This window comes from Methylobacterium oryzae, from assembly GCF_036441375.1.
Taxonomy (GTDB): Bacteria; Pseudomonadota; Alphaproteobacteria; order Rhizobiales; family Beijerinckiaceae; genus Methylobacterium; species Methylobacterium oryzae_A.
In genome coordinates this window covers 700,668-723,673 of record NZ_MLCA01000010.1, presented here as the reverse complement: position 1 = coordinate 723,673, position 23,006 = coordinate 700,668, and the positions used below count along the sequence as shown (strand labels likewise).

The 23,006-nt window shown below is 72.6% G+C and carries 24 protein-coding genes; 12 read left to right on the top strand and 12 right to left on the bottom strand.

Going from position 1 to position 23,006, the window contains the following annotated elements:
- Positions 1-86 precede the first annotated feature (86 nt).
- The 4 genes from MOTC310_RS21830 to MOTC310_RS21815 form a co-directional block, all read right to left on the bottom strand.
- Positions 87-572 carry an SRPBCC family protein gene (locus MOTC310_RS21830; protein ID WP_012318087.1) on the bottom strand — a complete coding sequence of 162 codons (486 nt, stop codon included), beginning with the start codon at positions 570-572 and terminating at the stop codon, positions 87-89.
- 125 nt (positions 573-697) lie between these two features.
- Positions 698-1,357 carry a glutathione S-transferase N-terminal domain-containing protein gene (locus MOTC310_RS21825; RefSeq protein WP_331303268.1) on the bottom strand — a complete coding sequence of 220 codons (660 nt, stop codon included), beginning with the start codon at positions 1,355-1,357 and terminating at the stop codon, positions 698-700.
- An 8-nt stretch (positions 1,358-1,365) separates the two neighbouring features.
- A complete protein-coding gene (locus tag MOTC310_RS21820) occupies positions 1,366-2,004 on the bottom strand; it encodes a L,D-transpeptidase (RefSeq protein WP_331303267.1) in 639 nt (212 codons plus the stop codon).
- Positions 2,005-2,126: 122 nt separating this feature from the next.
- Positions 2,127-3,113: an NAD(P)H-dependent flavin oxidoreductase gene (locus MOTC310_RS21815; protein ID WP_331303266.1), complete on the bottom strand. Its 987-nt coding sequence runs from the start codon at positions 3,111-3,113 to the stop codon at positions 2,127-2,129.
- A gap of 126 nt (positions 3,114-3,239) precedes the next feature.
- On the opposite strand from MOTC310_RS21815, the gene MOTC310_RS21810 reads away from it, so the two are divergent.
- Positions 3,240-4,178: a LysR family transcriptional regulator gene (locus tag MOTC310_RS21810; protein WP_331303265.1), complete on the top strand. Its 939-nt coding sequence runs from the start codon at positions 3,240-3,242 to the stop codon at positions 4,176-4,178.
- Positions 4,179-4,231: 53 nt separating this feature from the next.
- Entirely contained in the window at positions 4,232-5,524 is a 1,293-nt protein-coding gene (locus MOTC310_RS21805; protein ID WP_331303264.1) for an ArgE/DapE family deacylase, read from the top strand.
- A 90-nt stretch (positions 5,525-5,614) separates the two neighbouring features.
- Here MOTC310_RS21805 and MOTC310_RS21800 read toward each other — a convergent pair whose 3' ends face one another.
- Positions 5,615-6,676, bottom strand: a complete 1,062-nt coding sequence (locus MOTC310_RS21800) for an SDR family oxidoreductase (protein ID WP_331303263.1) — start codon at positions 6,674-6,676, stop codon at positions 5,615-5,617.
- Between the two features lie 226 nt (positions 6,677-6,902).
- Entirely contained in the window at positions 6,903-8,237 is a 1,335-nt protein-coding gene (aptA, locus tag MOTC310_RS21795) for an omega-aminotransferase AptA (protein ID WP_331303262.1), read from the bottom strand.
- A 166-nt stretch (positions 8,238-8,403) separates the two neighbouring features.
- Between aptA and MOTC310_RS21790 the strand changes: the two genes are divergently transcribed.
- The 4 genes from MOTC310_RS21790 to MOTC310_RS21775 all read left to right on the top strand — a co-directional run bounded on the left by MOTC310_RS21790 (position 8,404) and on the right by MOTC310_RS21775 (position 11,237).
- Entirely contained in the window at positions 8,404-8,964 is a 561-nt protein-coding gene (locus MOTC310_RS21790) for a cupin domain-containing protein (protein ID WP_331291210.1), read from the top strand.
- Positions 8,965-8,977: 13 nt separating this feature from the next.
- The gene (locus tag MOTC310_RS21785; RefSeq protein ID WP_331303261.1) at positions 8,978-9,613 is read left to right on the top strand and encodes an alpha/beta fold hydrolase; all 636 of its coding nucleotides are present in this window, start codon (positions 8,978-8,980) and stop codon (positions 9,611-9,613) included.
- Positions 9,614-9,651: 38 nt separating this feature from the next.
- Positions 9,652-10,971 (top strand): MFS transporter, encoded by a 1,320-nt coding sequence (locus MOTC310_RS21780; RefSeq protein WP_331303260.1) that lies wholly within the window; start codon positions 9,652-9,654, stop codon positions 10,969-10,971.
- Positions 10,972-11,039: 68 nt separating this feature from the next.
- Positions 11,040-11,237, top strand: coding sequence for a hypothetical protein (locus tag MOTC310_RS21775; protein WP_331303259.1), 198 nt, complete (start codon positions 11,040-11,042; stop codon positions 11,235-11,237).
- 33 nt (positions 11,238-11,270) lie between these two features.
- Here MOTC310_RS21775 and MOTC310_RS21770 read toward each other — a convergent pair whose 3' ends face one another.
- The 3 genes from MOTC310_RS21770 to MOTC310_RS21760 all read right to left on the bottom strand — a co-directional run bounded on the left by MOTC310_RS21770 (position 11,271) and on the right by MOTC310_RS21760 (position 14,081).
- Positions 11,271-12,140, bottom strand: coding sequence for an amidohydrolase family protein (locus MOTC310_RS21770; RefSeq protein ID WP_331303258.1), 870 nt, complete (start codon positions 12,138-12,140; stop codon positions 11,271-11,273).
- Between the two features lie 2 nt (positions 12,141-12,142).
- Positions 12,143-13,447, bottom strand: a complete 1,305-nt coding sequence (locus MOTC310_RS21765) for an MFS transporter (protein WP_331303257.1) — start codon at positions 13,445-13,447, stop codon at positions 12,143-12,145.
- 139 nt (positions 13,448-13,586) lie between these two features.
- Positions 13,587-14,081: a hypothetical protein gene (locus MOTC310_RS21760; RefSeq protein ID WP_331303256.1), complete on the bottom strand. Its 495-nt coding sequence runs from the start codon at positions 14,079-14,081 to the stop codon at positions 13,587-13,589.
- A gap of 265 nt (positions 14,082-14,346) precedes the next feature.
- On the opposite strand from MOTC310_RS21760, the gene MOTC310_RS21755 reads away from it, so the two are divergent.
- Entirely contained in the window at positions 14,347-15,063 is a 717-nt protein-coding gene (locus MOTC310_RS21755; protein WP_331303385.1) for a phosphodiester glycosidase family protein, read from the top strand.
- Between the two features lie 373 nt (positions 15,064-15,436).
- On the opposite strand, the gene MOTC310_RS21750 is transcribed toward MOTC310_RS21755, so the two are convergent.
- On the bottom strand, positions 15,437-16,555 hold the full coding sequence (locus tag MOTC310_RS21750; RefSeq protein WP_331303255.1) for an NADH:flavin oxidoreductase/NADH oxidase: 1,119 nt from the start codon (positions 16,553-16,555) through the stop codon (positions 15,437-15,439).
- 186 nt (positions 16,556-16,741) lie between these two features.
- Between MOTC310_RS21750 and MOTC310_RS21745 the strand changes: the two genes are divergently transcribed.
- Complete coding sequence (locus tag MOTC310_RS21745) at positions 16,742-17,215, top strand: phospholipase A2 family protein (RefSeq protein ID WP_331303254.1); 474 nt, start codon at positions 16,742-16,744, stop codon at positions 17,213-17,215.
- Between the two features lie 48 nt (positions 17,216-17,263).
- On the opposite strand, the gene MOTC310_RS21740 is transcribed toward MOTC310_RS21745, so the two are convergent.
- Both MOTC310_RS21740 and MOTC310_RS21735 read right to left on the bottom strand, forming a co-directional pair.
- Complete coding sequence (locus MOTC310_RS21740) at positions 17,264-19,192, bottom strand: propionyl-CoA synthetase (protein ID WP_331291203.1); 1,929 nt, start codon at positions 19,190-19,192, stop codon at positions 17,264-17,266.
- Positions 19,193-19,460: 268 nt separating this feature from the next.
- Positions 19,461-19,643, bottom strand: coding sequence for a YdcH family protein (locus MOTC310_RS21735; RefSeq protein WP_091783161.1), 183 nt, complete (start codon positions 19,641-19,643; stop codon positions 19,461-19,463).
- A 131-nt stretch (positions 19,644-19,774) separates the two neighbouring features.
- On the opposite strand from MOTC310_RS21735, the gene MOTC310_RS21730 reads away from it, so the two are divergent.
- The 4 genes from MOTC310_RS21730 to MOTC310_RS21715 all read left to right on the top strand — a co-directional run bounded on the left by MOTC310_RS21730 (position 19,775) and on the right by MOTC310_RS21715 (position 22,937).
- Positions 19,775-20,035 (top strand): YdcH family protein, encoded by a 261-nt coding sequence (locus MOTC310_RS21730; RefSeq protein ID WP_331291201.1) that lies wholly within the window; start codon positions 19,775-19,777, stop codon positions 20,033-20,035.
- A gap of 89 nt (positions 20,036-20,124) precedes the next feature.
- Positions 20,125-20,622: a 5-(carboxyamino)imidazole ribonucleotide mutase gene (gene purE, locus MOTC310_RS21725; RefSeq protein ID WP_331303253.1), complete on the top strand. Its 498-nt coding sequence runs from the start codon at positions 20,125-20,127 to the stop codon at positions 20,620-20,622.
- Complete coding sequence (locus tag MOTC310_RS21720; protein WP_331303252.1) at positions 20,619-21,731, top strand: 5-(carboxyamino)imidazole ribonucleotide synthase; 1,113 nt, start codon at positions 20,619-20,621, stop codon at positions 21,729-21,731. The genes purE and MOTC310_RS21720 overlap by 4 nt, the downstream gene beginning before the upstream one ends.
- 333 nt (positions 21,732-22,064) lie before the next feature.
- Entirely contained in the window at positions 22,065-22,937 is an 873-nt protein-coding gene (locus MOTC310_RS21715; RefSeq protein WP_331291197.1) for a tetratricopeptide repeat protein, read from the top strand.
- The last annotated feature ends 69 nt before the right edge of the window (positions 22,938-23,006 follow it).

Here is a 23,006-nt window from a genome sequence, read left to right as displayed (position 1 = left end):
ACCGCGCGATTACGCCGATGCCAGAGAGGCTTGGAGCGCGAAGCCGGCATCCGGCGCCGGCCGCGCGCTCCGAATCGTGACGGCGCTTACTTGGCCTTGTCGGCGAGCGCCTTCAGGCCGGAATCGTAGATGCCCTGGATCGCGTCGGTGGCGACCGTGTCGGGCGCGCCCTTGGCGTTGAAGGTCCCGGTCCAGGTCACCTTCGAGCCGGAGCCGGCGGGGGCGACCGAGAGCGTCGACTTGTAGTCCGAGACCGGCAGCGGGCTCTCCAGGATCGTGTAGGTGTAGCTCATCACCTTGTCGTCGCGGGAGACCTGCTCCTCCTTGATGGTGCCGCCGCCCTTCAGGCTGAGGGTGCGGACCTTCATGCCGTCCTTGTCCGACAGGACGCACTTCTCGATGGCGGGATGCCAGTCGCCGATGCCGCAGAACTCGCCGATGGTCTGCCAGACCTTGGCCGGCGGCGCCGCGATGTCGGCCGAGCGCGTCACCTCCAGGGCGTAGCCCGGCACAGTGGCCGCGGCGAGCGCTAGGGCGGCAAGGGGAAGGGACCGGCAGAAAGCGAAGGGCATCTCGGGGTGTCTCCGTCCGTCTCAGGTCGCGGCAGGGGCCGCGCAGGCTCTGATGGCCGCGCAGGAGCTAGGCCGGGAGGGTGCGCTCGGCAATGGGCGGGAGCGGCGGCGCATGACTTTCGTGGTCAGACGACGCGGTCGGCGATCGTCTGCGCGTAGGGCACGGAGTCCCGGAACGCGGGGCGCGCCTCCAGCCGGTCGCTGAGCCGGGCGAGGTTCGGATGCCGCGCGCGCCAGTCCAGCTCGGGGAAGCGGACGGAGAGGTAGCCGACGACGGTTCCCGCCGCGACGTCGCCCAGCGTGAACCGGTCGCCGACCGTCCAGTCGCGCTCACCGAGCAGCCGCGCGATCTCGGCCAAGCCGCCCTCGATCTTGCGGCGCTGGCGGGCGAGCCAGGGGGCGCTCCGGCCGGCCTCGTCGCGCTGGCGCTCGAAGAAGGTGAGCACCACCGCGTCGCAGATCCCGTCGCACAGCACCTCGAAGCGGCGCGCGGCGAGGATCCCGTCGGGATCGGGTGGGAGCAGCGGCGGCTCGGGGTGCTTCAGCTCCAGCCATTGCAGGATGTAACTCGACTCGTAGACGCTGCCGCCGTCCGGCAGGAGCAGCACCGGGAGCTTCTCCAGCGGGTTGTGGCGCGGGACCGTCGTGGACGAATCCCACGGCACTTCGGTCACGAGCTCGAACGGCAGGCCCTTCTCGGCCAGCGCGATCCGGACCTTGCGGGCGTAGGGGCTCGGGGTGGCGCTGATCAGCCGGTACGGCGCCCCGGACATGGCCCGGGACATGGCCCGGCCTACCAGCCGTCCACGTCGTCGGTCTCGGCCGGGTAGCCGTAGACCGTCGCCGGGGCGTAGGCCGAGGGGGCGGCGGGGCGATAATAGGCCGGCACCGACCGGCGTCCCATCTGATCGCTGTCCGCCAGCAGGTCGTCCGGCCCGTAGGGGCTGCGGTTCCGGGCGACGCGCGTTCTGCGCTGGCCCCGGTCGGCCATCGGGACATCCGCCCCCTCGATCACCACCCGGGTCCGGCCCATGCCCTGGCTCTTCACGAGGTTGAACAGGGTCGCGGCGTTGCGCACCGACAGGCGCACGCAGCCGTGCGAGGCCGCGCGTCCCAGGCTGCGGACGTGGTTGGTGCCGTGGATGGCGTGGCCCTGGGTCGTGAAGAACATCGCGAAGGGCATGGGCGCGTCGTCCCACTCCTTCGAGAAGTGCGTGCGCTCCATCCGGAACGGGCGGTAGGCGCCGGACGGGGTGTCGTAGCTCGCGACGCCGGTCGAGACCGGCCAGGAATAGCGGGGCTGGCCGTCGACCGAGACCTCCATGCGCTGCGTGGTCTTGTCGACATTGACGAGCACGTCGGCGCTGGCCGTCGCGGGGATGCCCGCGCACAGCAGGAGCCCGGACAGGACGGAGATCAGGCCGATACGCATGAGCGACTCCGACAGGAAGAACAGCGACGGTTTGCCGTCACGCTAAGCCGTCGGCAACACCGAGGTTCCGGTCCGCGGCAACCCTGCGTAGTCACGCTTTGCTGAGCGCCGTCACGGCGCCGTCACGGCGCCGCCGCGGCCATGCCGGAGATCCGGCGGATCGCGGCCTCGGCCTCCCCGGCGATGCGCAGGACCAGGTCGCCGGCTCCCGGCAGATCGTCGATCAGCCCGACGGCCTCGCCGACCGTGACGTTGGCGACGTCGTAGTCGCCCGCCGCGTCGGCATCCTCCACGTCCCGGCGGCGCTCGGCCGAGGCCGCGCGCAGCGCGTCCTCGCGGCCGTGCCAGGTCTCGATGAAGGCGTTGCGCAGGAGCCGCCCGGTATAGGCCGCCGGCCAGGCCCGCTGGCGGGCGATGTCGTAGACCTGCGTGCGGACCGTGTCGTCGCCGGTGGCGGCGAGAACCCGCTGCTTCGCGGCCGGATGGATCAGCGCCTCCCGGGTCGCCCAGAACCGCGTCCCCATCAGGACACCGTCGGCCCCCAGCGCCAGGGCGGCGGCGAGGCCGCGCCCGTCCGCGATGCCGCCCGCCGCGAGGAGCAGCGTCTCGGGGCGCTCCCGCGCGATCAGGTCGGCCGCCGCCGGCACGAACGCCACGGTGCCGCGGGCGGTGAGGCCGTGGCCGCCGGCCTCCGTGCCCTGGGCCACCACCACGGCCGCGCCGACCTCCAGGGCGCGCCGGGCCTGAGCCAGGGTGTGCACCTGGCAGATCAGGGGCACGCCGGCGGCGTGGATCCGGTCCGCGAACGGGGCGGGATCCGCGAAAGAGAGCATCAGGGCCGCGGGCGACCGGGCGAGCGCCGCGTCGAGGAGCGACGGGTCCCGGGCCATGGACCACGTGATGAAGCCGCAGCCGACCCGCTGATTGCCCGCGCGGGCGAATTCCCGGTCGAGCGTCGCGTGGTCGCCGTAGCCGCCGCCGATCAGGCCGAGGCCGCCGGCGGCGCTCACCGCCGCCGCGAGGGCGCCGCCCGAGGCCGGGTCCATGGGCGCCAGCACGATCGGGTGCCGCAGCCCGAAGGCGTCGGTCAGTCTGGTCCTCAACGCCATGGGTCCCCTCCCCGCGGAGCTCTTCTCGGTCGGGCGGTTGCGCGCGCCGCCCGACCGGGCTTAACGCTCGTCGAGATGCGGAAAAAATGATTCCTTCAGAAGGAAGGCATCGGAAAAGCAGATGGCATGAACAGCACCGACCTGATGTTCTTCGCGGCCGTGGCCGAGACCGGCGGCATCGGGCGGGCGGCGGCGCGGCTCAACACCGTCCAGTCCAACGTCACCGGGCGGATCCGCGCCCTGGAGCAGGCCCTGCGCGTGCCGCTCTTCCACCGCGGCAGCCGCGGGGTGACGATGACCCGGGCCGGGGAGCGGCTCCTGCCCTACGCCCTCCAGGTCGGGCAGCTGCTCGCGGAGGCGCGGCACGCCCTGCTGGCCGAGGGCGAGCCCCGCGGGCCGCTGCGGATCGGCGCCATGGAGACGACCGCGGCCCTGCGCCTGCCCGGCCCGCTCGCCGACTTCGCCGCGCGCCACCCGGACGTGGACATCGAGCTGGAGACCGGCCCGACCGAGCTGCTGATCGCCCGGGTCCTCGACCGGAGCCTGGAGGGCGCCTTCGTGGCCGGCCCGGTCACGCAGGCCGACCTCGTCGCGATCCCGGTCCTCACGGAGGAGCTGGTCCTGGTGGCGCACCCGGCCGTCGGCGACCTCGCGGCGCTGCTCGACCGGCTGGCCCGCGCGCGGGACGCGAAAGTGCTCGTGTTCCGGGCCGGCTGCTCGTACCGGAGGCGCCTGGAGCAGTTTCTGGCCCGCCAGGGCCTCGTGCACGTGCGGCGCATGGAGTTCGGTACCCTCGACGGCATCCTGGGCTGCGTGGCGGCTGGCCTGGGCGTGACCCTGGTTCCCCGGGCCGTGGCGGAGCCGGCGCACCGCGCCGGCCGCGTCTCGATCCACCCCGTGCCCGACGGGGACGGCCGCGCCCGGACCCTGCTGGTCCACCGCGCCGACGCGCGGCCGAGCGCGGCCTTCGCGCGGTTCGCCGAGCAGATCCGGACGGCCTTCCCGGATTCGCAGTGCGAGCACCCGGTTCCGGCACGAACCGTGCCCTCGGCAACCGCCGGTTGACAGCGGCCCGAGCCCGGGCGCTTCCTCCCGGCCGCAGACGGTTCGGAGTTCCCATGGCCCTCGACCCCACCCTCGCCGCCGAGATCGAAGCCTCCGTGGCGGCGGGCTTCGCCGACCAGATCGCGCACACGCAGGCGCTCGTCCGGTTCGCCTCCCTGCGCGGGGAGGAGCATGCCTGCCAGGACTACGTGTTCGACCAGTTCCGCGCCCGCGGCTACGCCACCGAGCGCTTCGCCATGGACCGTGCCGCCATCGCGGCCCATCCGGGCGGCTCGAAGATCGACGACGCGCGCCACTCGGACGCGCCGATCGTCGTCTGCCACCACCGGCCGAGCACCGAGACCGGGCGCTCGCTGATCCTGCAGGCCCATGTCGACGTGGTGCCGCCGGGCCCCCTCGACCTCTGGACCCACCGGCCCTTCGACCCGGTGATCCAGGGCGACTGGATGTACGGGCGCGGCGCCGGCGACATGAAAGCCGGCCACGCCGCCAACCTGTTCGCCCTCGATGCCCTGGCCCGCCTGGGCCTCCAGCCGGCTTCCTCCGTGACGGTGCAGTCGGTGGTCGAGGAGGAATCCACCGGCAACGGCGCCCTGATGACTCACCTGCGCGGCTACCGGGCCGACGCCGTGCTGATCCCCGAGCCCGAGGACGAGAAGCTCGTGCGCGCCAATACCGGCGTGCTGTGGTTCACCGTCGAGGTGCGGGGCGTGCCGGTCCATGTCCGCGAGATGGGCGCGGGCGCCAACGCCATCGACGCCACCTACCGGGTGATCGGCGCGCTGCGCGCCGTCGAGGACCGCTGGAACGCCGAGAAGGCCGCGCACCCGCATTTCGAGACCGAGGACCACCCGATCAACCTCAATATCGGCAAGATCGAGGGCGGCGACTGGGCCTCCTCGGTCCCGGCCTGGTGCCGGATCCACTGCCGGGTCGCGCTCTACCCGGGCGTCACCGCCGCGCAGGCCGCCGCCGAGATCGAGGCCGCCGTGGCGTCCTTCTCCCGCACCGACCCGTTCCTCGCCAACAGCCCGCCGCGGGTGGTCTTCAACGGCTTCTTCGCCGAGGGCTACGTGCTGGAAGAGGGCTCGGAGGCCGAGGCGGTGCTCGGCCGCGCCCACGAGCGGGCGATCGGGTCGCCGCTCCAGAGTTTCATGACCGCGGGCTACCTCGATACCCGCGTCCACGCCCTCTACGATAAGGTCCCGGCCCTCTGCTACGGCCCGACCTCCCAGAACATCCACGGCTTCGACGAGCGCGTGAGCCTCGCCTCGGTGAAGCGGATCACGACCACCATGGCGCTGTTCGTGGCCGAGTGGTGCGGGATCGAGCGCAAGGCCGGGTGAGCCGCCGTCCTTGCGAGCGCAGCGAAGCAATCCAGGGTCGCGCCGCCCCGGGTGGCGTCGCTGCGCTCGCGATGACGGCGGTGAGCCCCGTCAGGGGATCAGCCGGTCCGCGCGGAGCTGGGCGAACAGGTCGTAGAACGCGTCGTCCGTCGGCTGGTAGGCCGTGAAGCCGAGGCGGCGGCTCTTGCTCATGTCGGTGACGACCTCGATCGGCCGGCCGAGATCGGCATCCGTGTGCCAGGCCGAGGCCAGCTTCTCGAGGCTCGGCTCGGCGAGGCCGTAGCGCTGCGCGATCTCGGTCCAGGCCGGGCCGTCCTGCGCCATCCGGGGCTCCAGCGGCCGGTGCGTGCCGTCGAACGGCACCGCCTCGATCCCGAACCAGTCGGCGATCCGGCCCCACATCCAGCTCCAGCGGAAGACGTCGCCGTCGACGACGTTGAACGCCTCGTTGGCGGCCTTCGGCTCGGTCGAGGCCCAGAGCAGCTGGCGGGCGAGGAGCCACGCGTCGGTCATGTCGGTGAGGCCGTTCCACTGCGCGGCCGAGCCCGGGAAGATGAAGGGCCGCCCCAGCTCCCGGCACAGGGTGGCGTAGCAGGCGAGCGTCGTGCCCATGTTCATGGCGTTGCCCACCGCCTTGCCGATGATCGTGTGCGGGCGGTGGACGCTCCAGCTGAAGCCGTCGCGCGCCGCGGCCGCGAAGACGGCATCCTCCTGCGCGTAGTAGAAATTCTCGATGTCGAGGCGCCCCTGGTCCTCGCGGAACGGCGTCTGCGGCAGGGTGCCTTTGCCGTAGGCCTCGAACGGGCCGAGATAGTGCTTCAGCCCGGTCACCAGGGCGACGTGGCGGACGCTCCTCTTCGGGCGGAGCGCGTCGAGCAGGTTCTCGACCATCGCCCGGTTGACCCGGATCATCTCCGCCTCGGTCGGGCGCCGCTGCCAGGTCGCCAGGAACACGTGGCTCGGCGCGAGGTCGGCCAGCGCCCGCTCCAGCGCGGCCGGATCCTGCAGGTCGCCCGCCACCGGCGCGACGCCGTCCTGCTGCACCGGGTGACGCGCGAGACCGGCCACCCGCCAGCCTTCCCGGTGGAGCAGCGCCGCGGTGGCGCTGCCGACGATCCCGCTGGCGCCGACGATCAGGGCGGTGTTCGACATGGAAACCCTCGTGCCCGGCCGAAATCCGGGTCCGGGGCAGATGGGCGCAGGTGCTGTCGCGACAACCCCGCTGCGCGGCGGGGGTGCCTGTGCGACGCGCAAGGGTTGTGTGATCGCGTCGCCTTCACCGGCATCGCGAGCGCAGCGAAGCGACCCGGGGCAGCGCGCGGTTTCGAGCCGTGGCGCGACCCTGGATCGCTTCGCTACGCTCGCGAAGACGGGGGCCTCAGGCGACCCGGTCGATCGCGGCGCCGAGGATGTCGACGATCTCGCCGATCTGGCCGCGCTCGATGATCAGCGGCGGCGACAGCGCGATGATGTCGCCGGTCACCCGGGTGAGCAGGCCGCGCTCGAAGCAGTCCACGAACACCTCGTAGGCGCGCTTGCCCACCGCGTCCGGACGCGGCGCCAGCTCGATGCCGGCGACGAGGCCGATGGTGCGGATGTCGATGACGTTCTTGCGCCCGCGCAGGTCGTGGAGCGCCGCCGCCCAGTCGTCGGCGATGTCGGCGACTCGGGTGAGGAGCCCCTCCTCCCGGTAGATGTCCAGCGTCGCGATGCCGGCCGCGCAGGCGATCGGGTGCCCGGAATAGGTGTAGCCGTGGAACAGCTCGATCCCGTCCGGGCCCTGCATCAGCGCGTCGTGGACCGCGCGGCTGGCGAAGACCGCGCCCATCGGGACCGTGCCGTTGGTCAGGCCCTTGGCGCTGGTCACGAGGTCGGGGACGACGCCGAAGAAGTCGGTGGCGAAGGGCGCGCCGAGGCGGCCGAAGCCGGAGATGACCTCGTCGAAGATCAGCAGGATGCCGTGCTTGGTGCAGATCTCGCGCAGGCGCTCCAGGTAGCCCTTCGGCGGGATCAGCACGCCCGTGGAGCCGGCCACCGGCTCGACGATGCAGGCCGCGATGGTCTCGGCCCCGTGGAGCGCCACCAGCCGCTCCAGATCCTCGGCGAGCTCCGCCCCGTGCGCGGGCTGGCCCTTAACGAAGGCGTTGCGGGCCGGGTCGTGGGTGTGGCGCAGGTGGTCGGTGCCGTTGAGCTGCGGGAAGACACGGCGGTTCGACACGATGCCGCCGACCGACAGGCCGCCGAAGCCGACGCCGTGATAGCCGCGCTCGCGGCCGATCAGCCGGGTCCGCGTCCCCTGCCCGATCGCCCGCTGGTAGGCGAGCGCGATCTTGAGGGCGGTGTCGACCGATTCCGAGCCGGAATTGGTGAAGAACACCCGGTCGAGGCGCTTGTCCGGACCGCCCGGGGCGATCTCGGCGAGGCGCTCGGCGAACTCGAAGGCGATCGGGTGGCCCATCTGGAAGGTCGGGGCGAAGTCGAGCGTCGCGAGCTGGCGCTCCACCGCCGCGGCGATGCCCCGGCGGCCATGCCCGGCATTGACGCACCAGAGGCCGGCGGAGCCGTCGAGGACCTTGCGACCGTCGTCGGCGGTATAGTGCATGCCCTCGGCCGACACGAGCAGGCGCGGCGCCGCCTTGAACTGGCGGTTGGCCGTGAACGGCATCCAGAAGGCGTCCATCGCGGGCGTGTTGCGGAGCGGATGGTCGGTCATGGGGCGGTTCTCCGGGGCGGGCGGCGCGGATCGGGCGGCGGGACCAGGGGACACCTTCGCCGATCGGGCAACAAGTCCTTTTCTGGTCGCCGCCAACCCCTTGCAGGATCGGGGCCGCGGGTGGCACCGTTGCGGGATCCGCAACACCTGAAACGGGGCCCGCCGGATGAGCATCGATGTCGGCGCGCGCCTACGCTTCGTCCGGGCCCGCCACGGCCTGTCGCAGCGGACGCTCGCCAAGCGCGCCGGGGTGACGAACTCCGCGATCTCTCTGATCGAGGCGAATCGCGTGAACCCGTCGGTGGGCGCCCTGAAGCGGATCCTCGACGGGGTGCCGATCGGGATGGCCGAGTTCTTCGCCCTGGAGCCGGAGCCGGAGCGCAAGGCGTTCTTCGCCGCCGAGGACCTCACCGAGATCGGCCGCCGGGCCGCCAAGGGGGCGATCTCGTACCGGCAGGTCGGCGACAGCCTGTTCGGGCGCAAGCTCCAGATCCTCAAGGAGCGCTACGAGCCGGGCGCCGATACCGGCCGGGTGCCGCTATCCCACGAGGGCGAGGAGGGCGGGATCGTGCTCTCCGGCCGCCTCGAGGTCACCGTGGACGCCGAGCGCCGGATCCTCGGCCCCGGCGACGCCTACAGCTTCGACAGCCGCCGCCCGCACCGGTTCCGCTGCGTCGGGCCCCATCCCTGCGAGGTGGTGAGCGCCTGCACGCCGCCGAGCTTCTGATCGCCCCGGGCCCATGCCGACCGACAGCGTCGTCCTCCTGCACGGCCTCGGGCGAAAAGCCGCCTCGCTCGCCCGGATACGGTCGGCCCTGACGGCCGAGGGCTACCGGGTGTGCGCGCTCGACTATCCCTCGACCCGCCACGACCTCCCCACCCTGACGGCGACGCTCCGTCCGCAGGTCGCCGCGATCGCCGGCGCGACGGCGGGCGCGCTGCACTTCGTCGGGCACTCGATGGGCGGCATCCTGGCGCGGAGCCTGATCGCGGATGCGCGGCCGGACCGGCTCGGTCGCCTCGTCATGCTCGGGCCGCCCAACCGCGGCAGCGAGATCGCGGACCGGCTGCGCCACGTCGGGCTCTACCGCCGCCTGCTCGGGCCGGCCGCGCTGTCGCTCGGGACCGCGACGGTGCCGGCCTGGCCCGATCCCGACTACCCAATCGGCGTCATCGCCGGCACGCGCAGCGTCGATCCGGTCGGCTGGCTGATGCTGCCTCGGCCCAATGACGGGCGGGTGAGCGTCGCCCGCACCAGGATCCCGGGCCTGCGGGGGCATCTGGTGCTGCCCGTCAGCCACGCCCTGATGATGAACCATCCGATCGTGATCGCGCAGACGGCGCGGTTCCTTGCGACGGGGACCTTCGCCGCGTAACCCTGAATTCAAAATACCGACTGCGCATGCGAGGATCGATGGCCGTCACCACAGCCGCCCCGGCCGCCGGGCCCGGACAGAACCAGTCCGCCCGCGCGGCGCTCGCGGCCTTCGTGGGCACCACCATCGAGTGGTACGACTTCTTCATCTACGGCACCGCGGCGGCCCTGGTGTTCGGGCCGCTCTTCTTCACGGCGGAATCGCCCTACATCGCCACGCTCTCGGCCTTCGGCACCTTCGCGGTCGGCTTCCTGGCCCGGCCGCTCGGCGGCCTGATCTTCGGGCATCTCGGCGACCGGTTCGGGCGCAAGCGCGCCCTGGTGGCGACGCTCGTGATGATGGGCATCGCCACCTCGTGCATCGGGCTGCTGCCGACCTACGCCTCCGTCGGCCTGTGGGCGCCGGTGATGCTGGTGGTCCTGCGGCTCATCCAGGGGCTCGCGGTCGGCGGCGAGTGGGGCGGGGCCGTGCTGATGGCCGCCGAGCACGCGCCGGCCGGGCGCAACACCTTCTTCGCCTCCTTCGCGCAGCTCGGCAGCCCGGCCGGGCAGATCCTGTCGCTGCTGGCCTTCCGGCTCGCGGGCCTCCTCGACAAGGAGAGCTTCCTGACCTGGGGCTGGCGGGTGCCGTTCCTCGTCAGCATCCTCCTGCTCGGCGTCGGGCTCGCCATCCGCCTCGGCGTCGCGGAATCGCCGGCCTTCGAGAAGGCCCGCGCCGCGGGCGGTCCCCCGGCGGCGCCCGTGCGCGAGGTCCTGACGACCAGCCTGAAGCCGGTGCTGCTGGCGGCGGGCGCCAACACCTTCGCGATCGCCTCGGTCTACCTGTTCAACACCTTCATGATCGCCTTCACCACGCAGTATCTCGGCATCGAGCGCGCGACGATCCTCGACGCCCTGCTGATCGGCGCCGTGGTGCAACTGGTGATGACGCCGGTGGGCGCCCGGATCGCGGAGGCCATCCGCAACGAGCGGTTGTTCCTGCAGGGGACGCTGATCTGGGCGATGCTGGCCCCCTACCCGCTGTTCTGGCTGGTCGAGACCAAGTCGGTGCCGCTGATCGTGCTGGGCCTCGCCCTCAACGTGATCGGCACCGGGACCTTCTACGCGGTGATCGCCGGCTACCTCGCGGGCGCCTTCCCGACGCGGGTGCGCTACACGGCGATCTCCATCGCCTACCAGTTCTGCGGCGCGCTCGCCGGCGGCCTGACGCCGATCGTCGGCACCGTGCTGGCCGAGCGCTTCCAGGGCCATTGGTGGCCGATCGCGGTGTTCGGCTCGGCGCTGGCCGGCGTGTCGTTCCTCTGCGTCACGGCGATCGGCGGCTACCGGGCGCGGCAGCGGGGCTTCCTGGACGGGTGAGGGCAACCTGGTCGAAAGCGCCGGATCCGGGTAACCCCGGATTCAGGGCGGCAGTCTAGGATCCCGCCATGGATTCGATCGCCGCAGCCGCCGTCCAGATGCTGGGTTCGTCCCAGAACCAGCAGATCGGCATCGCCGTCGCCAAGCAGCAGCTCTCGGCCGACAAGGCGGTCGCCGGGCTGGTGGCGGACAGCGCGGCCCAGGCGGCGAGCGCCGGCCCGCCCGCCCCTCTCGGACAGGGGCTGAGCGTCGACCTGCGGGTCTGACGGGGCGCTTCGCGCGCCCCGCCCGGTCCAACCCTACCCGAAGCCGTAGAGCCGCCGCGGGTTGTCGACGAACACCATCCGGCGCCGGTCCGCGTCCGGCACCCAGTCGGCCATCAGGTCGAGGAGGTCCCGCGTCCGCGGCGGCCCGTCCCAGGCGGCCACGTGCGGCCAGTCCGAGCCCCAGAGGCAGCGTTCCGGCGCGGCGTCGTTGAGCGCCCGCGCGAAGGGGATCGTGTCCGCGTAGGGCGGACCGGTGACGGAATCCCGGAAGGCCCCCGAGAGCTTCACCCAGTTGCCGTCGGCGACGAGGCCGAGGAGCGCCTCGAAGCCCGGGTGGTCCAGGCCGGCCGAGGTCGGCATGTGGCCCATATGGTCGAAGACCAGCGGCACCGGCAGCCGCGCCAGGCGGCCGGCGATCGGCGGCAGCTCGCGGGCATCGAGCAGGAACTGGAGGTGCCAGCCCATCTCCCGGGCGAGCGCCCCGTAGGACTCGACCGCGTCGAGCCCGACCCCGCCGCCGAACAGGACGTTGAGGCGAAGGCCGACGATTCCGGCCTCCTTCAGCGCGGCGAGCTCGGCGTCGGGCAGGCCGAGCGGGATCACCGCGACGCCGCGCAGGCGCTGCCGGTGGGCGCGCAGGGTCTCGACCATCAGCCGGTTGTCGGTGCCGTGCACGCTGACCTGGATCAGCACGCCGTTGGCCATGCCGGTCCCGTCGAGCATCGCGAGGTACCGCTCGGCCGGCGCCGCCGGGGGCGTGTAGCTCCGGTCCGCCACCAGCGGGTAGTCCGGCGGCAGCCCGATGACGTGGGCGTGCGTGTCGACCGCGCCGTCCGGCACGGCGTAGCGGGTCGGGCCTTCCGGATGCGGGTCCGGGGCGGGGCAGTCTCGGATCTCGGGCATGATCAGCTATCCGCGTGCAGGACCTTGCCGCGCGTCTCGGGCAGCGCGAAGGCCGCCAGGAAGAAGATCCCGTAGGCCACGGCCGCGAAGATCGCGATGGCGGAGGCGAGGCCGGCGCGCTCCGCGAGGTAGCCGACCAGGGCCGGGAACAGCGCGCCGATGCCGCGGCCGAAATTGTAGCAGAAGCCCTGCCCCGAGCCGCGCAGCCGCGTCGGGTACAGCTCGGTCAGGAAGGCGCCCATGCCGGAGAAGTAGCCGGAGGCGAAGAAGCCCAGCGGGAAGCCCAGCACCCAGAGCACGCCGTTCGAGAGCGGGATCTGCGTGTAGGCGACGATCACCGCGATGGCGCCCAGCGAGAAGATCAGGAACAGCGGCCGCCGGCCGAGCCGGTCGGCGAGCCACGCGCCCACGAGGTAGCCGGTGAACGAGCCGACGATCAGCGCCGCTAGGTAGCCGGTGGAGGAGACGATCGACAGGTGACGCTCGGTCGTCAGGAAGCGCGGCACCCAGGTGGTGATCGCGTAGTAGCCGCCCTGGCAGCCCGCCGCCGCCAGGGAGGCGAGCAGCGTCGTCCTGAGGATCGGGCCGGAGAAGATCTCCCAGATCTGCGGCCGGTCGCCCGCGGCGGCGGCCCGGGCACGGGATTCGGCGGCGACCTCCGGCTCCTTCACGTAGCGGCGCAGGTAGAAGACCAGCAGCGCCGGCAACGCGCCCACCGCGAACATCCAGCGCCACGCGGTCTCGGGCGGGAGGATCGAGAACAGCACCGCCTGCGACAGGACCGCGAGGCCCCAGCCGATCGCCCAGCCGGACTGGACCGAGCCGACCGCCCGGCCGCGATACTCCGCCCGGATCGTCTCGCCGATCAGCACCGCGCCGGCCGCCCACTCGCCGCCGAAGCCGAGGCCCAGGATCGCCCGGGCGACGAGGAGCTGCTCGAAGTTCTGCACGAAGGCGCAGAGCAGCGAGAACAGCGAGAACCACAGGATCGTGATCTGCAGGGTCAGCACCCGGCCGATCCGGTCCGCGACGAAGCCCGCGAGCCAGCCGCCGAGCGCCGAGGCCAGCAGCGTCACCGTGGCGGCGAGCCCGGCCGTGCCGGCATCGACGTGCCAGAGGGCCATGATCGTCCCGATCACCAGCGGGTAGATCATGAAGTCCATGCCGTCGAGGCACCAGCCGGCGGCGCACGCCCAGAAGGTGTGCCGCTCCGGCGGCGTCATCGATCGGTAGAAGGCGGTGAGGCTGGCGTCGCGGATCTCGACCGCGTCCACGCCCGTCCCGCCCTGCCCGGTTGCTGAACTCATCACCGCCTCCCGCCGCCCGATACCAGTATCAGCGTCCCGGTCAGAGCTGTCCAACGATGCGGCGGGTCACGCAAGGAACAGGAAAGGAAAAGGCCGCCCGGAGGCGGCCTGTCCCGTTCTTTTCGCGGTCGGGCGAGGCTCAGTAGCAGCGCTCGACCAGTACCCGGCGGTAGCCGTAGGGAGTCCAGCGCACGCGCGGGACCGTGTAGCAGCCGCCGCCGTAGCCGTAATCGTAGGCCGCCGGGGCGTAGTAGCCGCCGTAGCCGTAGCCCGGGTATCCGTACCCGTAGCCGCCGTAGAGGCTCCCGGCCGCGAGGCCGAGCCCGACGCCGAGGCCCAGGCCGCCGAGCCCGTAGCCGTAACCGCCGCGATAGCCGTAGCCGCCGCGCCAGCCGTAGCCCCGGCCGTAGAAGCCGCGGCCGTAGCCGAAGCCGCCGGGACGGAAGCCGGCGCCGCGGAAGCCGCCGCCGAAGCCGCCGTTGCGGAACCCGCCGAACCCGCCGCCCCGGAAGCCGCCGCCGAAGCCGCCGCCGTGGAAGCCGCCGCCGCCGAAGCCGCGCGCGTCCGCGCTGGCCGGCGCCAAGGCCAGAGCACCCGCCGCCAGCAGGGCCGAGCCGAGCACTGCACCCTTCATCACGTCATCTCCGTGGAAACACGCCCTCTGCGGCTAAGAACGCCCGAACCGGCAAAACGGTCCAGCCCGGCCCGCGGCGCGCGGCCGCGCGCCGCGCCCGGACAAACCCGGACGTGTCCGGGCGCGCCGTCCGCGGCTCGGACACGAAATTCGCCGCTTTCCAGAGCGAAGGGCGCGCGGATCGAGCTTCGCCGTCCCCGACTCGCCGTCCCCGAGCTGCCTGGAACGAATGATGATGCTGCGCCCGGCTCACGCCCTGTTGATCATGCTGCTCGCCCTCGCGGCCCCGGCCCGGGCGGCAGGCCCGGCCGCGGTCGAGCCCTGCCGCGCGGTCGAGGCGCAGGGTGAGTCCTTCACGGTCTGCACCATCGATCTCCGGCGGCAGCGGCTGCGGCTGTTCTGGCTCCAGGACGACGGCAAGCCCTACGGCGCCCTCGGCACCCTCGCCGAGAAGCAGGGCGGCCGCCTCGCCTTCGCGATGAATGCCGGCATGTACGACAAGGATCAGGCGCCGGTCGGCCTCTACGTGGAGGACGGGCGCGAGCTGAAGCGCGTCTCCACGGCGGACGGGCCCGGCAACTTCCACCTCAAGCCCAACGGGATCTTCTGGGTGAAGGGCGAGCGCGCCGGGGTGACCGACACCGCCCGCTACCTGCGCGCCAAGCTCCGCCCGGACTTCGCGACACAGTCCGGGCCGATGCTGGTGATCGACGGCCAGATCCACCCCAAGATCGCCGCCGACGGGCCGAGCCAGAAGATCCGCAACGGCGTCGGCGTGCCCGGCGACGGGCCCGTGGCGATCTTCGCGATCTCCGAGCGCCCGGTGACCTTCGGGGCCTTCGCGCGGCTGTTCCGCGACGATCTCGGCTGCCGCAACGCCCTGTTCCTCGACGGCTCGGTCTCCAGCCTCTACGCGCCGAATCTCGGACGCTCGGACATCAGCCGGCCGCTCGGGCCCCTGGTCGGGGCGCTGCCGCGCTGAAGGGTGGTTCCAGGCTTCCATGACGGCGACGGGGGGGGCTAGGGCCGCGTCCGATCGCGTTGCAGCGGTCTGGACGGACGGCGTCTCCGGTCTCGGCGGCCGCGCCAGGCCCCCTCTCCCGCGCGGGAGAGGGTTGGGGCGAGAAGAATCAGGATCAGGCGCGCCCTCGGATCTCCGACACGGCACGCCTCGTCCGGACAAACCTGATCCCTCACCCTGTCCCTCTCCCACACGGGAGAGGGGACCCGCGCCTCGTGCGGCACGGGCTCGGCGGGCGCCTCTGTCCCGACCCGATCGAGAACGGCTCCAGCCCGCGGCGCCAAGGAACGACGGTGCGGTCCGCCGCCAGCCGTTCCAGGCGCGGCGGCCGTCGTCAGCGCTGCCCGAAGGCCGTGTCCTTGAACAGGTCCTTGTACTCCCGCGGCTGCGAGCGCCAGTACTGCTTGGGTGCCCGCACCCGCGCGCCGAGCTCGGCCGCCGCGTGCCAGGGCCAGCGCGGATCGTACAGCATGGCGCGGGCGAGCGAGATCGCGTCCGCCCGGCCCTCCTGCAGGATCGTCTCCGCCTGGGCTGCCTCGGTGATCAGCCCCACCGCGATGGTGGTGAGACCGGTCTCCGCCTTGATCCGCTCGGCGTAGGGCACTTGGTAGCCCGGTCCGAGCTTGATCGCCTGCTTCGGCGAGACGCCGCCCGTGGAGACGTGGAGCGCCGGCGAGCCCGCCCGCTTCAGGGCCTGGGCCAGCTCGATGGTCTCGTCGAGGTCCCAGCCGTCCTCGACCCAGTCGGTGGCGGAGACCCGCAGCCAGACCGGGCTGCCGGCGGGCACGACATCCCGCACCGCGTCGTAGACCTCGAGGGGGAAGCGCATGCGGTTCGCGAGGCTGCCGCCGTACGCGTCCGTGCGCTTGTTGGCGATCGGCGACAGGAACTGGTGCAGCAGGTAGCCGTGGGCGCCGTGGAGCTCCACCGCCTCGATGCCGAGGCGCACGGCCCGCTTGGCGGTGGCCACGAACGCGTCGCGGACCCGCTTCAGGTCGGCATCGTCGAGGGCGTGGGGCGGGACCTCGCCCTCCCCGTGGGCGACCGCCGAGGGCGCCTCGGTGCGCCAGCCGTAGGCGTGCTCCGGCGGGATCTGCTGGCCGCCGGCCCAGGGCGCCTCGCTCGAGGCCTTGCGGCCGGCATGGGCGATCTGGATGCAGACCGGGATCGGCGCGTACTCGCGCACGGCGTCGAGCACCCGGCCCAGCGCCCGCTCGCAGCCGTCGTTGTAGAGGCCGAGATCCCAGGCGGTGATCCGCGCCTCGGGCGAGACCGCGGTGGCCTCCAGGGTCAGCAGGCCCGCCCCCGACATGGCGAGCTGACCGAGATGCATCATGTGCCAGTCGGTCGCCTCGCCGTCCCGCGCCGAGTACTGGCACATCGGGGCGATCAGGATGCGGTTCTCGAGCGTGAGCGCGTCGAGCGTCAGCGGTTCGAACAGGCGAGCGGTCATCGGCAACTCCTGGTGGAAGAACCACTCTGGCCCAGGACGGGCGCCGCGGCCAGTGCGGTGCGGCAGAGCACCCCTGCGGGCGTGCGTTGCGGAACTTGCGGATGTGGCCGGCCGTTTCTCGGCCTGTCGCCGCATCGCGGCATTCGACGCGAACCGCCTGAGGGGGCGAGATCGCCCGAGGTCCAGATGATGCTCACCAAACTCGCCGCCCCGCTCGTTCTCGCCGCCGGCTGCGCCGCTCTCGCCGCCTCGGCGCAGGCGCAGCCCGCCGCCTTCGGCGGACCCAAGATGCTGATCCACGGCAATTACTGCGGGCCGGGCAACAACGCGCCCCTCCCGCCGATCGACGCCCTCGACGCGGCCTGCGCGCGCCACGACGCCTGCACGCCGCAGGGGGGCCTGCCCTCGCAGGCCTGCAACCTCCGCCTCCAGCAGGAGGCTACGCTGATCTCGCGCGATCCGCGCCAGCCGGAGGAGGTCCGGTCCATGGCCGGCCTCGTGGCGGCCACCGCGACCCTGATCCCGTCCGAGCCGAGCGCGCGGCGCGTGCCGGCCTCTGTCGTCGCCGGACCCGCCTCGGGCGGCTACGCGCCCGCCGTGTCGCAGCCGACGCCGACGGTCGATGTCGACAGCGACGACGACGGACCCGACGCCGACTGAGGCGGATCGGGACGTCCCCCGCTCGATCGGCGCGGTCCCGCGGTCTCCTCACTGGGCCGCGCCGATGCCCCGTCCCTTCAGGCTGTCGCCGATCTCGTCGAGGGCGGCCGCGTCGTCGATCGTCGCCGGCATCGTCCAGGGCTCGTGATCGGCGATGCGCTTCATAGTGGCCCGCAGGATCTTGCCCGACCGGGTCTTGGGCAGCCGCGGCACGGTCAGGGCCAGCTTGAAGGCCGCCACTGGGCCGATCTCGTCGCGCACCTTGGCGACGAGCTCTCGCTCGATCGCCTCGGTCGGCCGGTCGACGCCGGCCTTGAGCACCACGAAGCCGCAGGGCACCTCCCCCTTCAGCGCGTCGCGGATGCCGATGACCGCGCATTCCGCGACGTCCGGGTGGCTCGCCAGCACCGCCTCCATGCCGCCGGTGGACAGGCGGTGCCCCGCGACGTTGATGATGTCGTCGGTCCGCCCCAGGACCGTGATGTAGCCGTCCGCGTCGATCACGCCGGCATCCGAGGTGTCGTAGTAGCCCGGGAAGGTGGCGAGGTAGCTCGACCGCATGCGCTCGTCGGAGCCCCAGAGGGTCGGCAGGCAGCCGGGCGGCAAGGGCAGGCGGATCGCGATGGTGCCCATGGTCCCCGGCGGTACCGGCTTGCCGCCCTCGTCCAGCACCTCGACCCGGTAGCCCGGCATCGGCACGCAGGTGCTGCCGTGCTTCACCGGCAGGAGGCCGAGGCCCATCGGGTTGCCGGCGATCGGCCAGCCGGTCTCGGTCTGCCACCAGTGGTCGATCACCGGCCGGCCGAGCACGCGCTCGGCCCAGGCGACCGAGTCGGGATCGGCGCGCTCGCCCGCGAGGAACAGGGTGCGGAAGGCCGAGAGGTCGTGATCGGCGATCCGGGCGCCGGCGGAATCCTCCTTCTTGATCGCCCGCAGGGCCGTCGGCGCCGTGAACAGGCACACGACCCCGTACTCGGCGACGACCCGCCAGAAGGCGCCGGCATCGGGCGTGCCCACCGGCTTGCCCTCGTACAGGACCGTGGTGCAGCCGTGCAGCAGCGGCGCGTAGACGATGTAGGAATGGCCGACGACCCAGCCGATGTCGGAGGCGCAGAAATAGGTCTCGCCGGGCTGGACGCCGTAGAGGTTCGGCATCGACCAGGCCAGGGCGACGAGGTAGCCGCCGGTGTCGCGGACCACGCCCTTCGGCTTCCCGGTCGTGCCGGAGGTGTAGAGGATGTAGAGCGGGTCGGTGGCGGCGACCGGCACGCAGGCCGCGCTCCGGCCCGCCGCCCGAGCCGCCGCGACCGCCTCGGCCCAGTCGCGGTCCCGTCCCGCGACCAGGGTCGCGGGCCCTTGCGGGCGCTGGAGGATCAGGCAGGCCTCCGGCTTGTGCCGCGAGGCCGCGATCGCCGCGTCGAGGAGCGGCTTGTAGGCGACCACCCGGTTCGGCTCGATCCCGCAGGAGGCGGCGAGCACCACCTTCGGCGCCGCGTCCTCGATCCGCACCGCCAGCTCGTTGGCCGCGAACCCGCCGAACACCACCGAGTGGACCGCGCCGAGCCGCGCGCAGGCCAGCATGCCGAACAGCGCCTCCGGCACCATCGGCATGTACAGGATCACGCGGTCGCCCTTGCCGACGCCGAGGTCGGCGAGCGCGGCGGCCAGCACCGCCACCTCGTCGCGCAGCGCCCGGTAGGTGATGCTGCGCTTGGTCCCGGTGACGGGCGAATCGTAGCGGATCGCCACCTGGTCCGCCCGGGCCCCGTCGGCGTGGCGGTCCACCGCGTTGTGGCAGGCGTTCAGGGTGCCGTCCGGGAACCAGCGGCCGTAGGGCCCCGAGTCCGGCGCGAAGGCCCGCTCCGGCGCGCGCGCCCAGTCGAGCGCCCGGGCCGCGTCGAGCCAGAACGCCTCCGGATCGCGGCGGGCCGATTCGTAGATCTCCGGGTAGCGGCCCGGCAGGCTGGCTCTCGTCATCGGTTCGGCGTTTCCTCGCGGGCCGCTCTCCGGCGGCCGGCCCAGATTAGCCCATTCTCGCGCGGGGGCGAGATGGGCCGCGCGCATCACGGCCGGGCCGCGGAGGCGGCGCGGCGGACGCCGCACGAAAACCGCCGCACCGGGGCTCCCGATGCGGCGGCTGTCATCTCAGAGGTGCGCTATGCCCGAACGGGGTCGGGTCTCAGTCCCAAGCGTCTGTTCCAAGCGTCTGTGCCAGGCGTCAGTGCCCAAGGGGCAGTGCCCAGGGTCAGTGCAACGTGTCGTTGCCCGCCTGGAGCCTGTTGATCTCGTCCTTGAGGAGGAGTTTCCGTCGCTTCAGCTCGGCGATGTGGAGGTCGTTCGCCGAAGGTCTGTGGATCGCTTCCTGAATCTCGCGCTCGAGGGCTTCGTGCTTCCGGGCGAGTTGGTTCAGATGCGTCTGCAGCGACATGAGTCGAATCTCCTGTCATCGTTTCGACACACCGAGATTGGCACAGGACGTCGGACCTGTCGAAGCGTTTTCTGCTGCTAAGTCTGATGATTGCTTACCGCGCCGCCTTGTCCGGCGCCGGAGCGTGACGCATGCTCTCGGGCAACGAACGGTCTTCGGGTTCTCAGGTGACGATGGCGGACGAGGCGGGTGACGGTGCGCAGTCGGACCTCCTGGGCGAGCTGGCGCGGCTGCGCGAGGAGCACCGGGATCTCGACAGCGCCATCGAGGCGCTGGAGCGCAGCGTCGCCGGGGACCAGCTCCAGATCCAGCGCCTGAAGAAGCGCAAGCTCACGCTGCGCGACCGCATCTATCACATCGAGGACGCGCTCACGCCGGACATCATCGCCTGATGCCGGTGGACGCCCGCGGGCGCCGCCTTGCCGCCGGCCCGCGCCGCCTGTAAGCGCCCTCTTTTGCCGGGATCAACGCGGGATCAACGATGGTGTCGCCTCCGGTCGCGATCATCATGGGCAGCCAGTCCGACTGGGCGACCATGCGGCACGCCGCCGAGACGCTCGACGCGCTCGGCGTGCCGTACGACGCGCGCATCGTGTCGGCCCACCGCACGCCGGACCGGCTCGTGGCCTTCGCCAAGGGCGCGGTCGCGGCCGGTCTCAAGGTCGTGATCGCCGGCGCGGGCGGCGCCGCGCACCTGCCCGGCATGGCGGCCGCGATGACGCGTCTGCCGGTCTTCGGCGTGCCGGTGGAGTCGAAGGCCCTGTCCGGCCAGGACAGCCTGCTCTCCATCGTGCAGATGCCGGCCGGCATCCCGGTGGGGACCCTGGCGATCGGGCGGGCCGGGGCCGTCAACGCGGCCCTGCTCGCCGCCGCCGTCCTGGCGCTGACCGACCCGGGCCTGGCGGAGCGCCTGGAGGCGTGGCGCGCGGCTCAGACCGCCTCGGTGGCCGAACGGCCGGTGACGGAACAGAACGCGTGACGGACAAGATCCTCGGCCCGGGCTCCATCCTCGGCATCGTCGGCGGGGGCCAGCTCGGGCGCATGATCGCGCTCGCGGCGGCCGATTACGGTCTCAAGGCGCATGTCTACGCGCCCGACGCGGACAGCCCCGCCTTCGACGTGGCCGCCCGCACCACCTGCGCGGCCTACGACGACGCCGCGGCGCTGGCGGAGTTCGCCCGCAGCGTCGACGTCGTGACCTACGAGTTCGAGAACATCCCGCACGCCACTGCCGACATCCTGGCCCGGCACGCCGCCCTGCACCCGAACGCGCACGCGCTCTCGACCACGCAGGACCGCCTCTCCGAGAAGGAGTTCATCAACGGGCTGGGCATCCCCACGGCGCCGTTCCGGGCGGTGGACACGCCCGACGACCTCGACCGGGCGATCGAGGTGATCGGCCTGCCGGCCGTGCTGAAGACCCGCCGCTTCGGCTACGACGGCAAGGGCCAGCGCATGCTCCGCGAGCGGGCCGAGGGCGACCGCAACGCCCTGTTCGCCGAGTTCGGCGGCGCGCCGCTGATCCTGGAGGGCTTCGTGCCGTTCGAGCGCGAGGTCTCGGTGGTGGCCGCGCGCGGGCGCGACGGCAGCTTCGCGGCCTACGACCTCTGCGAGAACGAGCACCGCGACCACATCCTCGCGCTGACCCGGGTGCCGGCGCCCGGCGTCTCCGCCGAGACCGGCCGCGCCGCCCTGGAGATCGCCCGGCGGATCGCCGACGCGCTCGACTATGTCGGCGTGCTCGCCGTCGAGATGTTCCTCGTCCGCGAGGACGGGGCGGAGCGGCTCGTGGTCAACGAGATCGCGCCCCGGGTGCACAATTCCGGCCACTGGACCAGCGAGGGCGCGCTGACCTCGCAATTCGCCCAGCACGTCCGGGCGGTCTGCGGCTGGCCCCTCGGCGCCCCGGACCGGGTCGGCGGCCTCCCCGTGGAGATGCGCAACCTGATCGGCGCCCAGGCCGACGAGTGGCACGCCCTGCTGGCCGAGCCCGGCGCCCACCTGCACCTCTACGGCAAGGGCGAGGCCCGGCCCGGCCGGAAGATGGGTCACGTCACCCGTCTCGGGCCCGCCCCGGCCGGTTCCTGAGGCTTCCAAGGCACACCGGCGCCGCCGCGTGACCGCCTGAGCGCCGTCCGCGGCCCCGCGGGCCGGTCGAGCCATACCTTCGCCACATCCCGCCGCTTCCACGACACCGTGGTCGGTTCCGAATGCTGTCGATCGAGTCCGCCCGCGCCGCCTCGGTCCCGCCGGGACCGGTGGGGAGCCGGGTCACGACGCGGCGCTTCTTAAGCCGGCCTTCACCGTGATGCGCGACGGTGCCCGAACTCGGGTGTGCCCGGCGCAGGGCGCGGGCTCTTGGACTGTGAGGGGCGGGGCGGGCACGCGCGGAGCGGGCAACGCCTCGGGGAGAGTGGGGCGATGAACGTACGCAACCGGCTGGGACGGAAGACGGCACTGATCGGCGCGGCCTTGGTCTCGGCTGCCGGCCTCGCGGGCTGCGAGACCGTCGGCAGCGCGGCCGGCCCGCGGCAATACGCGGTCCTGGAGAAGGACACGACCGGCGCCACGAATGTCAACATCGCCTCCCTGACCGAGGTGGTGCAGCGCAATCCGAACGACGCGGCGGCCTACAACACCCGCGGCGCCGCCTACGCCCGCGCCGGCCAGTTCAACGACGCCATCGGCGACTTCACCAAGGCGATCCAGCTCGATCCGAACTCCGCCTCCGCCTACAACAACCGCGCCCTGGCGAACCGCCAGATCGGCCGCGACGGCCCGGCGCTGCAGGACTTCACCAAGGCGATCGGGATCGATCCGAATTACGGGCCGGCCTATATCGGCCGCGCCAATGTCGAGCGCGCGCAGGGCAACCTCGACCAGGCGTTGAGCGACCTCAACGTCGCGATCCGCCTGAGCCCCGAATCCGCGCAGGCCTACCACGCCCGCGGCCTCGTGCGGCAGAAGCAGGGCCAGGACGCCCAGGCGATCGCCGATTTCGACGCCGCCATCGACCGCGACCCGTTCGTGGCCGCGCCCTACGCGGCCCGCGGCCAGAGCCTGATCGCGACCAACCAGTACGCGAAGGCGATCGAAGACTACAACGCCGCGCTCAACGTGAACGCCAAGGACGCCACGTCCTGGGCCTATCGGGGCCTCGCCTACGAGAAGCAGGGCCAGCGCAAGGAGGCGATGGAGAACTACCAGCGCGCCTCGACCATCGACCCCAACAACACCGTCGCGCGGGCCGGCCTCGGCCGCGTGCAGGGCGGGGTCGGGTCGCTGTTCAACTGATCGCCCCGTCGTCGCGAGCGGAGCGCGACGATCCAGGGCGGCGCGACGTTCTCGAGCGTGGCGCCACCG

Excerpts from the sequence above, each read along its gene's own strand:
- MOTC310_RS21830 (WP_012318087.1), bottom strand. The coding sequence starts at position 572 with ATGCCCTTCGCTTTCTGCCGGTCCCTTCCCCTTGCCGCCCTAGCGCTC.
- MOTC310_RS21825 (WP_331303268.1), bottom strand. The coding sequence starts at position 1,357 with ATGTCCCGGGCCATGTCCGGGGCGCCGTACCGGCTGATCAGCGCCACC.
- MOTC310_RS21820 (WP_331303267.1), bottom strand. The coding sequence starts at position 2,004 with ATGCGTATCGGCCTGATCTCCGTCCTGTCCGGGCTCCTGCTGTGCGCG.
- MOTC310_RS21815 (WP_331303266.1), bottom strand. The coding sequence starts at position 3,113 with ATGGCGTTGAGGACCAGACTGACCGACGCCTTCGGGCTGCGGCACCCG.
- MOTC310_RS21810 (WP_331303265.1), top strand. The coding sequence starts at position 3,240 with ATGAACAGCACCGACCTGATGTTCTTCGCGGCCGTGGCCGAGACCGGC.
- MOTC310_RS21805 (WP_331303264.1), top strand. The coding sequence starts at position 4,232 with ATGGCCCTCGACCCCACCCTCGCCGCCGAGATCGAAGCCTCCGTGGCG.
- MOTC310_RS21800 (WP_331303263.1), bottom strand. The coding sequence starts at position 6,676 with ATGTCGAACACCGCCCTGATCGTCGGCGCCAGCGGGATCGTCGGCAGC.
- aptA (WP_331303262.1), bottom strand. The coding sequence starts at position 8,237 with ATGACCGACCATCCGCTCCGCAACACGCCCGCGATGGACGCCTTCTGG.
- MOTC310_RS21790 (WP_331291210.1), top strand. The coding sequence starts at position 8,404 with ATGAGCATCGATGTCGGCGCGCGCCTACGCTTCGTCCGGGCCCGCCAC.
- MOTC310_RS21785 (WP_331303261.1), top strand. The coding sequence starts at position 8,978 with ATGCCGACCGACAGCGTCGTCCTCCTGCACGGCCTCGGGCGAAAAGCC.
- MOTC310_RS21780 (WP_331303260.1), top strand. The coding sequence starts at position 9,652 with ATGGCCGTCACCACAGCCGCCCCGGCCGCCGGGCCCGGACAGAACCAG.
- MOTC310_RS21775 (WP_331303259.1), top strand. The coding sequence starts at position 11,040 with ATGGATTCGATCGCCGCAGCCGCCGTCCAGATGCTGGGTTCGTCCCAG.
- MOTC310_RS21770 (WP_331303258.1), bottom strand. The coding sequence starts at position 12,140 with ATGCCCGAGATCCGAGACTGCCCCGCCCCGGACCCGCATCCGGAAGGC.
- MOTC310_RS21765 (WP_331303257.1), bottom strand. The coding sequence starts at position 13,447 with ATGAGTTCAGCAACCGGGCAGGGCGGGACGGGCGTGGACGCGGTCGAG.
- MOTC310_RS21760 (WP_331303256.1), bottom strand. The coding sequence starts at position 14,081 with ATGAAGGGTGCAGTGCTCGGCTCGGCCCTGCTGGCGGCGGGTGCTCTG.
- MOTC310_RS21755 (WP_331303385.1), top strand. The coding sequence starts at position 14,347 with ATGCTGCTCGCCCTCGCGGCCCCGGCCCGGGCGGCAGGCCCGGCCGCG.
- MOTC310_RS21750 (WP_331303255.1), bottom strand. The coding sequence starts at position 16,555 with ATGACCGCTCGCCTGTTCGAACCGCTGACGCTCGACGCGCTCACGCTC.
- MOTC310_RS21745 (WP_331303254.1), top strand. The coding sequence starts at position 16,742 with ATGATGCTCACCAAACTCGCCGCCCCGCTCGTTCTCGCCGCCGGCTGC.
- MOTC310_RS21740 (WP_331291203.1), bottom strand. The coding sequence starts at position 19,192 with ATGACGAGAGCCAGCCTGCCGGGCCGCTACCCGGAGATCTACGAATCG.
- MOTC310_RS21735 (WP_091783161.1), bottom strand. The coding sequence starts at position 19,643 with ATGTCGCTGCAGACGCATCTGAACCAACTCGCCCGGAAGCACGAAGCC.
- MOTC310_RS21730 (WP_331291201.1), top strand. The coding sequence starts at position 19,775 with ATGCTCTCGGGCAACGAACGGTCTTCGGGTTCTCAGGTGACGATGGCG.
- purE (WP_331303253.1), top strand. The coding sequence starts at position 20,125 with ATGGTGTCGCCTCCGGTCGCGATCATCATGGGCAGCCAGTCCGACTGG.
- MOTC310_RS21715 (WP_331291197.1), top strand. The coding sequence starts at position 22,065 with ATGAACGTACGCAACCGGCTGGGACGGAAGACGGCACTGATCGGCGCG.